The 10,905-nt window shown below is 45.7% G+C and carries 7 protein-coding genes and 1 tRNA gene; 6 read left to right on the plus strand and 2 right to left on the minus strand.

Features of this window, described 5'->3' with window-relative positions:
* Positions 1-716 precede the first annotated feature (716 nt).
* From T538_RS18245 to T538_RS0115325, 4 genes are all read left to right on the plus strand, one after another.
* On the plus strand, positions 717-1,799 hold the full coding sequence (locus T538_RS18245) for a leucine-rich repeat domain-containing protein (RefSeq protein WP_081836772.1): 1,083 nt from the start codon (positions 717-719) through the stop codon (positions 1,797-1,799).
* A gap of 254 nt (positions 1,800-2,053) precedes the next feature.
* Positions 2,054-2,128 (plus strand) — tRNA-Val (locus T538_RS0115315).
* 107 nt (positions 2,129-2,235) lie between these two features.
* Positions 2,236-2,589, plus strand: coding sequence for a CidA/LrgA family protein (locus T538_RS0115320; RefSeq protein WP_031535072.1), 354 nt, complete (start codon positions 2,236-2,238; stop codon positions 2,587-2,589).
* Positions 2,590-2,593: 4 nt separating this feature from the next.
* On the plus strand, positions 2,594-3,286 hold the full coding sequence (locus tag T538_RS0115325) for an LrgB family protein (protein ID WP_031535070.1): 693 nt from the start codon (positions 2,594-2,596) through the stop codon (positions 3,284-3,286).
* A 108-nt stretch (positions 3,287-3,394) separates the two neighbouring features.
* Here the strand turns inward: T538_RS0115325 and T538_RS0115330 are convergent, their stop codons facing one another.
* A complete protein-coding gene (locus T538_RS0115330; protein WP_031535068.1) occupies positions 3,395-5,536 on the minus strand; it encodes a DUF3857 domain-containing protein in 2,142 nt (713 codons plus the stop codon).
* 17 nt (positions 5,537-5,553) lie between these two features.
* Positions 5,554-7,362, minus strand: a complete 1,809-nt coding sequence (locus tag T538_RS0115335; RefSeq protein WP_031535067.1) for a transglutaminase domain-containing protein — start codon at positions 7,360-7,362, stop codon at positions 5,554-5,556.
* A 422-nt stretch (positions 7,363-7,784) separates the two neighbouring features.
* On the opposite strand from T538_RS0115335, the gene metE reads away from it, so the two are divergent.
* Positions 7,785-10,070, plus strand: coding sequence for a 5-methyltetrahydropteroyltriglutamate--homocysteine S-methyltransferase (gene metE / locus T538_RS0115340; RefSeq protein WP_031535065.1), 2,286 nt, complete (start codon positions 7,785-7,787; stop codon positions 10,068-10,070).
* Between the two features lie 235 nt (positions 10,071-10,305).
* The coding region (locus T538_RS17395; protein WP_155993294.1) for a BspA family leucine-rich repeat surface protein at positions 10,306-10,905 on the plus strand (600 nt) is incomplete at its 3' end.

Here is a 10,905-nt window from a genome sequence, read left to right on the forward strand (position 1 = left end):
TTCCTTTTTGCAGTATTTCCGTAACGGGAAAAATAACATAAAACGACTTGCAAACGCTTATTTAATGCGGCTGCAAGTCGTTTTTCTTTTATCACGCAACTATACGAATTCGGGATAAATTATACATTTCTTACTTGTACAACGCATAGTTCTGTTGTTTTTGTAAGACATCACAGAATTGATTATCTGTATGTTGCAGACGCTGAAAGCGTCTCCGCTTAGTAGCCGTAGGTCGGAACGACCTGCGGAAAAAGCCACCAACCTACGACAAGCACTCTGAAGGAGTGCCCCATCTGACGCAATGGGCGACCGCTTTCAGGGTCGAAATTATCCGTTTCATTACTGTCCGCAGATCCTACGGATGCTGCGGTTACTGAGAGGTGACGCTTTCAGCGTCATTTCGAATAATCATTTCCAAATATAGAAGGATGAAGTTTCTTATTCCGAACTCACGTATGCAACTATACGTAAATCTAAGAATCATGAATCATAAATTGTCCATTGTCAATTGTGAATTGTCTCTAAGTAGAAGAATGTAATTTTCTTTCAAAAAACAGGCAAAGAACATACGCTCATATAGATAAAAATAGTATTATTGCAGACTATTACGCATGATTATGGTTAATGTGTGCACATAATGCATATAAAATTCTAAATATAAGGAAAAATACCATATTGATTAAATTAACATCTTTAATAATTCTAAAATTTAAGAAATGAAGAAATTTCTTTTAACTATCATTTTGAGCATTGTTTCATTCAACATGATTCATGCTGACGTTACTTGGAAACTGTCCAATGACGGTACTCTGACAATTTCGGGCACTAATATGCCTGACTACTATTCTTCTAAAAAAAGTAAAGCTCCATGGCTACCTCAAAAAGATAAAATCAAGAAAGTAGTAATTAACAATGGGGTGACTAATATTGGAAGCGGTGCTTTTTATGAATGTAAAAATCTCACCACTGTCATTATCGGTAACTCTGTGAAGAGTATAGGACGTTGTGCCTTCTATTACTGTAAATCCCTCCCATCACCTACTATTCCGAATTCTGTTACTAGTATTGGAGATTATGCCTTCTCTCAATGTTTAAGCATTAACTATATCACTATCCCGAATTCTGTTACTAGTATTGGAAATGGTGCTTTCAATGGCAGTGCATTGAGAACTGTCACTATTCCGAATTCTGTTACTAGTTTGGGAGAAGGCGTTTTTGGTTTTTGTTATGGTCTTACTTCTGTCTCTATACCGAATTCTGTGAAAACTATAGGAGAGAAAACTTTCGAATACTGTAGCAGTCTTAAGTCTGTCACTATTCCGAATTCTGTTACCAGTATTGGATCCTATGCTTTTTGGAAGTGTATAGAACTAACTTCTGTCACTATTCCGAATTCTGTGACAAATATTGAAGGTTACGCTTTTTTTGAATGTAAAAAACTAACCTCTGTCACTATCCCTAAATCTGTGACAAGCATTGGAAATTCTGTTTTTAAGAATTGCGATGCTCTGACTTCTGTTACCAACCTTGCAAAAACTCCGCAGAAGATTGGTGATAAAACGTTTACAAAATACGGCACACTCCATGTGCTCCCGGGCTGCAAGGCAACATACGAGGCTGCAGATTACTGGAAGAACTTCACTATTCTGGAAGATGCCGTAGACACACTGTCAGGAACTACTGGTGTTGCAGACATAGAGGCAGACAACGGCATGAAAGACGGAAAATACATTATCGACGGCAAGGTTGTTATTGTAAGAAACGGCAAGAAATACAATCTTAACGGTATTGCAGAATAACGTTCTTTACCTTTTGCGGAATTTCCGAAACGGATAATTATAAAAAAACGACTTGCAAACGCTTATCTCATGCGGCTGCAAGTCGTTTTCCTTTATCATGCAACTATACGCCAGCCCAGAATTATCCATTGTCAATTGTCAACTGTGAATTGTCAACTGTGAATTGTGAATTCTTAATTATTTTTTAATTTTTCTTCCAAAAAGTTTGGTAGTTCAAAAAAAAGCTGTATCTTTGCATCGCTTTTCGAAAGAAAGGGCGTTTAGCTCAGCTGGTTTAGAGCATCTGCCTTACAAGCAGAGGGTCGGCGGTTCGAATCCGTCAACGCCCACTCCGAGGAACTTCTACAATACGTAGAAGTTCTTTTTTGTATAATCTCCCCGAAAAGTTTTCTTGAGGATTTTTCTGCCCAGACAGAATTTTTAAACAAAACAAGATATGTTCAGACAGTTTGCAATCATCATCGGATGTCTTGCCGTTGGCGAACTTATCGTTTGGCTCACCAACATTCCTATTCCTTCGAGCATTCTCGGAATGCTTCTTCTCACAGCCCTTCTTCAGACCAAGGCCATCAGGCTTGAGTGGGTTGAGACGCTAAGCACCTTTCTGACCAAGAACATGGGCTTTTTCTTTGTTCCACCGGGTGTGGCGCTGATGCTGTATTTCGACATTATAAAGGCTGAGTTTGTGCCTATCGTCGTGTCGGTAGTGGCAAGCACTATTCTGGTTATTGTGGTTACGGGATGGTCGCACCACATTACGCGTATTTTTCAGGATAAAATAAAGAAATAGACCGATGGAATATTTACAAAACCAATATTTTCTGCTCACGCTAACCTTCGGCGTGTTCTTCTTGGCGCGAAGGCTGCAAAAACTAACTGGCTGGGCTTTGCTTAACCCTATTCTGCTAAGCATAGCCTTTCTGATAATATTCCTGAAGGTTACGGGAATAAAGTACGAGACTTACCAGAGCGCAGGCTCGATGATTGACTTCTGGCTGAAGCCTGCCGTGGTTGCCTTGGGAGTGCCGCTCTACCGCCAGTTACGCTCGATAAGACAGCAGATTGTGCCAATACTCGTGTCGCAGTTTGTGGGCTGCACGGTGGGCATCGTATCGGTTGTGCTGATAGCCAAATGGCTTGGCGCGAGCAAAGAGGTAGTCTTGTCGCTTGCAAGCAAGTCGGTAACAACCCCGATAGCCATGGAGGTTACTCGCACGCTTGGCGGAATACCGTCGCTTACGGCAGCCATTGTTGTGTGCGTGGGCATTCTGGGCGCGGTGGTCGGATTTAAGGTGCTGTATGTAGGGCACATAAAGCATGCCGACTCGCAAGGCATCTCGATAGGAACGGCAGCCCATGCCGTCGGGACATCTGCCGCCATGCAGAAGGGCGAGATGCACGGCGTTTATGCCAGCCTTGGACTTATCCTCAACGGCATTCTGACGGCAATCCTTGCTCCGTATATCTTACAGATGCTCGGTTTCTGATATAAGTATAGCCTGTCTTTTCAGAAGAAACGACAGGCTATATTTTTTGTACAAACTCAACACACAGTTGTCTGTAGAATCCATCTGTACACGAAGTCCCTTACTACCCTATTTGCTTAAAACCACTTGCATATTCTGATAGTTTTTGGCAACATCCACAACCTCGACAATCTTATTCCAGTTAGAGACTGGTTCATGGTCGTTTTTGTAGACTTTGCGCATCTCGACAACAAGCTGACTGCCATTTAGCGATGCCTTTGCTACAAACTCGGCGCACTCGTTAGCAACATTAACATTAAGTTTACCAAGAGCCTCGGCAGAGACTGTATAGCCCGAAGGCAAATCTATGCGGACTGTATGTTCGAAGGTGCGAGGCTTGTAGTAGATATCCACATTGCGTTTCCTTTCGTTCTCGTCGAGAGTAGTCTGTCTGCCAAGCAACTCGCCAACCGAGAGCATGAGGTTCTTTCCTGCCTTCTTTACAAGATTGCTGATTTCGTAATCTACATTGAATACGAAAGATGACGAATCTCTGCGAGTGCCATAACTCTCTACCTTGAACGATTTGAAATCAACCTGCACATCCTTTCCGTGGAAGTTCTCGATCTCAGACTTTACATTTTCGAGCTGTTTCTCGCGTGCCTTTCTAATCTCCTCAATCTTGCCTGCACGAGTATTTGAATCGAATTCAGCCCAGATGTACTCTTCGTAACTCTTCTCTTTTGTTCCGGCATTTCTACGCAGAGACGAGTCGAAATCGCCGAAGGTAAGAAGACGCATCTGAGCACTTGTCTTTCTCAAGCCCGACAGTTCGAGGCGACGGCTCACATTCAGCTTTGTCCCGTCGAACTTTACGGCAACATCATACTTTTCCTTGTTCTGTTCTGCCGTGTAAGACGGAAGAGTGACTGGCGACCACGTCGTGCCCTTCTCGTCGGTTACGAAAGCCTTTCGCCCGCTGAATGACGCCGGTATTTCGCCGGCAGGCATTATGGCAACAGGTTTTAAATAATATTCATCTACCGACGGAATATATATGCCGGGATATGCGTTGTAGTACGTACCGAGTTCGTCTATAGGCTCGTCGTTCTCATCGGTTGTGAAGAAAGGCTTGAAAGATATACCGGCTTTCTTCAGAGCCTTTCCGAACTCATTCAGGAACGATTCTATGCCCCAGTAGCTGTGTCCGTTTATGCTCATAAGAAGCATAACGTTGTATATACGCTCAACCTTTTCTTTGTCGCTCAGTTTTTCGCAGTTTCTAATCACCAGCTTTGCATCCTTGCTCAAAGGATAAAAAGGAATTTTACCGAAAGACATTCCAGCCCACGCATCTTTCAACTGCGTTTCGTAGTCTTCGACATAGCGTAGACCGCTTTGGGCAGACTTTGGTTTGTCTGACTTAAGGTGATATATCTGCAACTGGATATAAGGCACTTGCGCGCTATATTTAACCCAGAACTCAGGAAACTGCGGCTCGTTGAGTACTGTAGCGTCGAGAACGATGTCGCCATCGGCATTTGTCGACTCGACAAATCGCTTAGCCCCATTAAAACAGCGGTAGAATGTTGCCAAATCTTTGTTGATAACACAATGATACTTGTCTGAAAGAACAGGTTTTGTGTCGAAGAACGTAAAATACATTGGCTCGAAACTATGATTCTGATAGCGCGTCACGGTATGAAACATGACATCTACAAAGTCGCCTATCTGCAAGCCCGGGACGGCGAGTTTGTGCGTTTTGTTCTTATCCTTGTAGCCTTCCGATTCGATAATGTAATCGTCGGTCGGCACTTCCGAAACCGTTCCGTCTTTCTTTATCACCCTGATACCCAGCACTCGCTTCTGGCGGTCTACTCCATACCCTGTCCAGTTTTTGCTGTGGGTCTGAAATTCGTACTCCGAATACTCCTTCAGAGTGCTTTCATCGCCGATATAAACCAGCTCGCGCGTCATACGTGTGAGCAATACATCGTTGCTCAGGCTTATTCCGAAATTGAAGGCAAGCTTTAGCTGTTTTCCTACGGACACATCGGTATAACGTGCCATCACAACCGACGATTTATTCTTCAGCTCGTCGGGAATTTTAGGGTTACTGAACTCAGGCATCGGCATGGCATAGACCTCCTTTCGGACGCCATCGGCATACTTACGATAATCGGCATCATTCTCGGCTTTTACGGCAGACGAGAACAAGGCTAACACGGCGGCACAAACGGCTGCCATCATTTTGGTAAATCTCTTACTCATTGGATATTTATTACTGATTACATTTTTTTCAACACAATCTGTTCGCTGCAAGCCTCGTTCCAACGCTTAACGGTAGCGTTCCAGTCTGACTGCTTGGCAAGCGGAACAATCTTATTCTTTATTACGATTTTCTTTCTGAAGATTATCTTCTGCCCTTTTGCCTCACACAGCAGACTGAGCACGGCATTGTCGGTCTCGACGGTAAGGTTTTCGGGTACCGATTCGACCGTCATACTCTTTGGTACTGAGAGTGTTATATCTGCGCTGCACTCGGCAATCATAGGCAGTTCATAGTCTGTTTTTCGTTTTTCGGTATTTACCACAGGCAGAATCCAGTCTTTCATCGGATTGAGTTCAACGTAAACCTCGCTGCCTACCATCTCGACCGCATCTTTGTTGCGGATTTTGGCAGACAGGGTTGAAACAGCCGAGCGGCTGTCGGCTCCGCTCCAGCTGATGTCGCTCACATCAATATTAGGACTGACTGCAACGCCGAGCATTCTTCCCGAAAGTTCTTTTCGGTCCTGACTCTCGGTCTCGAAATATGCGGCGAGCGCAGACATCTTCATATCGCCAGTAAAATGATGCTTTATCTCGCCTACTATCGCACCTTCGGACGCTAAGGAATAATCAGCCACTACCGAATCTTTAGACATAGACGAGGTGTGAAGCGGCATACGCACCATTCTGCACTTGTTGCCCGGCTCTTCGTAAATAGCCTCACAGCCCGATGTCCAGTCGGAAGCGAAACCCAGCGGAGCGTACTTGTTGGTAGCATCGAGCCAATATTCCTTTCCCCCCACGAAGGCAACGCAAACCATGTGGTCTATCGAGCAGAGCGTAGGCACTTGGCTCGGCTTTACGAAAGCCTTGGCAGAACTCACGTCTGCCAAGCGTGCATCAATCTTCTGATGTTTCAACAGCGTGCGCAGAAGCAGAGCCATGCCTTTACAGTCGCCATACGTTTTGCGTATAACCTCTTGCGGAGCATCTGGTTTCCAGGCATTGTCGCCTTTCTCTACGGCAACATAACGGATATTATTCTGCACCCATTCTAACGTCCGTGCCACGCGCTCAACATCGTTTTTCGCACCAGCCGTGGCTTCCGAAACTATCTGGTCTATATTACTAACGGAGCAGTCAACCTCCTCGGCAAACTTATGCTCCCACGCGTACAAATCGGCATAGTCGGCAAAACTTCCGGTTACGATGATACCCGATGTATTGTCGGGCTGATTGTCGTCAGTCGGAGGTGTTGGCATGTTGGTAATGGTAAAGGTATAGATATCGTTTCCGCCCGACTGTTTATGCTCAAACACTACCGATGGCGGCAGGTTTATACCCTTGACGGCAAAGCGGCTAAGCGACTTTGGAACGACGACTTTTATAACCTTGTCTTTTATGAAATAATCGTTGTGAAACGGAATGTCGGTAAAGAACCTGACATCGGAATAAAGCCTCTCGAACGATGCCCTGAGCGTCTCGCCCTTGCTGCCAAGACGCGCGTTGAAGTAACACACCTTGGTGTCTCCGGCAAAAACGCTGCTGCGCGTAACATTTTTGTACATTGGCGAATAGCCGCGAACACGCGACGATGTTAGCTGGCAGCCCCTACCGTACGAGATGAATGGCTGAACGTCAGCCCACATACGGGTAGCCGTATAGGTCTCGGCACGTTCGTTGCGCACGGTGACAACGCCGTTTTTCTCGCTGAAATAATAGCAGTCGGAAGCATCGCTTACCATTACATTGTTATCCTCAGTCTGAGCACAAACGTTGGTTGCAAAAAGAAATGCCAGCAAAAGCGTAGGTAAATTTCTTATCATTTACTAAAAGTTTTTTGCAGTTAAACAAAATTAGAAATAAGCAGGCTATGGAGATTATGATTTTTCTATTATTGCAGATGTTTTCGATACCTAATCCCTAAAACCGACTGCAAAAATACTACATTTTTTCAGATTTTCTAACAGAAAATGAAAAATCCCAGCCTCAATCATTCCAAAATCCGGCAACCGTTCGGGATGCCTTCGGGATTCGTTCGGGTTGGACTCCCCCTCCCCTTCCTCATCTATTTTTCCCGAAGCAAAGCATTTTTAACAGAATAATATTCTGAATCAGAGCGAAATTTCAATACAAACGAAGCATATTTTCCCGAACTTACGAAAAAGATTTTGTACGATAAGTCTGCGCGCATATCTTTGCACCCGAAATCAAGAAAAAATAGTTTAACAAACACAATACTAATAAAATGACAACAAAAAAGACATCGGTTATAGGATTCCCACGAATCGGAAAAAAGCGCGAACTGAAGTTTGCGAGCGAGAAGTTTTTCAAGGGCGAAGTGTCTGAAAACGAACTTCGCAAGGTGGCTGCCGAAATCCGTCTCTACGGCTGGCAGAAGCAGCAGGAGGCTGGCATCGACTTTATTCCGTCGAACGATTTCTCGTTCTACGACAACATGCTCGACACGGCGTTTCTGCTTGGTGCCGTGCCACAACGCTACCGTCAGCTCGGATTGCCGCAGCTCGACACATATTTTGCCGCAGCCCACGGCTATCAGGGCAAGTTGGGCGACGTGAAGGCGTTGCCTATGAAGAAATGGTTCAACACAAACTATCACTATATAGAGCCTGAGATTGACGACACAACCGAACTGGGCGTGGCTACCGACGCAAAGCCTGTGAGCGAGTTTATCGAGGCTAAGTCAGCCGGAATAAATACCGTTCCTACCTTAATCGGAGCGTACACATTTCTGCGTCTGGCGCGCTACAACGGCAGCAAGAAAGCCGAAGATTTTGCTGCATCGGCAACTGCGGCCTATGCCGAAATTGCGCGCCGTCTTGCCAAGGCTGGGGCTGAATGGATTTCGTTTGCCGAGCCTGCCTTGGTTCTCGATGTAACAGACAAGGAGCGCGAACTCTTCGGACAGATTTACAAGTCGCTCGTTGAGCAGATTCGCGCAACAGGACTGAAAATCGCCCTTCAGACATACTTCGGAGACATTCGCGATGTCTATGCCGATGTTACTCAGATTGGCTTCGACGGCATCGGACTCGACTTTGTCGAGGGACAGCAGTCGCTCAACCTATTACAATCAGGATTTCCAGAGAATACCTTGCTCTTTGCTGGCATCGTAAACGGAAAAAACATCTGGAAAGCAAACTACACTCAGAAAAATCTGCTGATAGAGCAGATTGAAAAATCGGTAAAGGCCGAAAACGTGGTTGTGGGCACATCGTGCTCGCTCCTGCACGTTCCGTACACCGTGGCAAGCGAGGAGAAGCTGCCTGCCGAGGTGCTCCGACACTTTGCCTTTGCCGAGGAGAAACTTGCCGAACTTGCCGACATAGCAACCGGCAACGCCGAGGCTCAGGAAGCAAACAAGGCTCTGTTCGCATCAGCCCGCACAACCGAGAACAAGGCGGTATGGAACGAACTTTCGGCTCTTAGCGATGCCGATTTTGAGCGCAAGCCTGCCCGACTCGACCGCCGCGACATTCAGAAGAACGAGTTCAACCTGCCGCCGTTCCCAACAACAACCATCGGCTCGTTTCCGCAGACTGCCGATGTGCGTGCCAACCGCATGGCTTTCAGAAAGGGCGAGATATCCGAAAAGCAATATGTTGACTTTAACCGCCGAAAGATTGCCGAGTGCATCTGGCTGCAAGAGAACATAGGCCTCGACATTCTTGTTCACGGCGAGTTTGAGCGTACCGACATGGTTGAGTATTTCGGTTCGAAGATGGACGGCTACGTGTTTACGCAGAACGCTTGGGTGCAGAGCTACGGCACACGATGCGTTAAGCCACCTGTAATCTGGGGCGACGTGAGCCGAAGCACGCCGATAACCGTTGCATGGTCGGTATTTGCACAGAGCTGTACCAGCAAGCCTGTTAAGGGAATGCTCACAGGCCCGGTAACAATTCTTAACTGGTCGTTCACGCGCGAGGACATATCGCTAAAGGAGCAGGCTCTGCAAATAGGTCTTGCCATTCGCGACGAGGTTCTCGACCTCGAGAAGAACGGCATCAGGATTATCCAGATTGACGAGGCAGCCCTGCGCGAGAAACTTCCGCTGCGCAAAAGCGCATGGCACTCCGACTATCTCGACTGGGCAATCCCGGCATTCCGTCTGGTTCATGCCAAGGTAAAGCCCGAGACTCAGATTCACACGCACATGTGCTACAGCGAGTTTGGCGACATCGTAAAGGACATCGACGCCATGGATGCCGACGTGATAACCTTCGAGGCAAGCCGCTCAGACCTGAAGTTGCTCGACGCGCTCAATGCCGCCAAGTTCGAGACCGAGGTTGGCCCGGGCGTGTACGACATACACTCGCCTCGCGTGCCGTCGGTCGACGAGATTATCGATGTTCTGCACAAGATAACCGCCAAGATTCCGCAGGAGAATGTGTGGGTAAATCCCGACTGCGGACTGAAGACGCGCGGCGAAAAGGAGACTTCGGAAAGCCTTATTAACCTTGTAGAAGCCGCACGAATACTCCGCGCCGAAGCCGAAGATGTTGCGGTATAACAATGCACGAAAAAGCAGATTTCTCTTTGCAGAAGTCTGCTTTTGTCTTTCTATTTTCTGATACTCAATGCGGTGGCGGAATTAAATCAACTTACTTTAACCACAGACTGATTGTTGAAAGAACTATACCTTCTTATCCTTGAAAAGTTAAAATATTATAAATATTGGCTCTTTTTTGGCAGAAAAGTGAAAAACCACTTAATTTTGCAGGCGTAATTAAACCATTTTTTAGATTATGAAACATTTTTTTACCATTCTACTAAGTATTATACTTTTGGGCACAAACCCTGCGTGTACCTTGAAACAAGAAGCCTATGCGGTAATATCGCCAGACAGCACAACGCTCACTTTTTATTACGACAACCTGAAAGCATCTCGTCAAGGCACGGCGTATGAGATAAATGCAGAGGACAGCATACCTAAATGGGTGAAACTTGATGAACACTCTGAGCCAAAGAATCCAAATTTCACGATAGTAGTTTTTGACAAATCGTTTAAAGATGCTCGTCCTTTATCGTGCGCATATTGGTTTGCCGGCTTTAGTTGTCTGACAAAAATAGAAGGCATCAGCAATCTTAACACTTCTAACGTAACGAATATGAGTAACATGTTCGATGGTTGTACAGATCTGAAATCCATTGATGTAAGCAATTTCGACACCTCGAATGTAACGAACATGAACAACATGTTCGATGCGTGCAATAATCTAACAACACTTGATGTGAGAAACTTCGACACATCCAAAGTAACAGATATGAGATATATGTTCTCATCCTGCAAAAGTCTAACAAACCTTGATTTGAGAAATTTCGACACATCAAATGTTAAGGACATG

Origin of the sequence: Bacteroides sp. Ga6A2 (assembly GCF_000702225.1) — a bacterium.
Classification (GTDB): domain Bacteria; phylum Bacteroidota; class Bacteroidia; order Bacteroidales; family Bacteroidaceae; genus Ga6A1.

Bases quoted from the DNA above. Each gene is read 5' to 3' on its own strand.
- T538_RS0115330 (WP_031535068.1), bottom strand. From the start codon at position 5,536: ATGAGTAAGAGATTTACCAAAATGATGGCAGCCGTTTGTGCCGCCGTG.
- T538_RS18245 (WP_081836772.1), top strand. From the start codon at position 717: ATGAAGAAATTTCTTTTAACTATCATTTTGAGCATTGTTTCATTCAAC.
- T538_RS0115335 (WP_031535067.1), bottom strand. From the start codon at position 7,362: ATGATAAGAAATTTACCTACGCTTTTGCTGGCATTTCTTTTTGCAACC.
- metE (WP_031535065.1), top strand. From the start codon at position 7,785: ATGACAACAAAAAAGACATCGGTTATAGGATTCCCACGAATCGGAAAA.
- T538_RS0115325 (WP_031535070.1), top strand. From the start codon at position 2,594: ATGGAATATTTACAAAACCAATATTTTCTGCTCACGCTAACCTTCGGC.
- T538_RS0115320 (WP_031535072.1), top strand. From the start codon at position 2,236: ATGTTCAGACAGTTTGCAATCATCATCGGATGTCTTGCCGTTGGCGAA.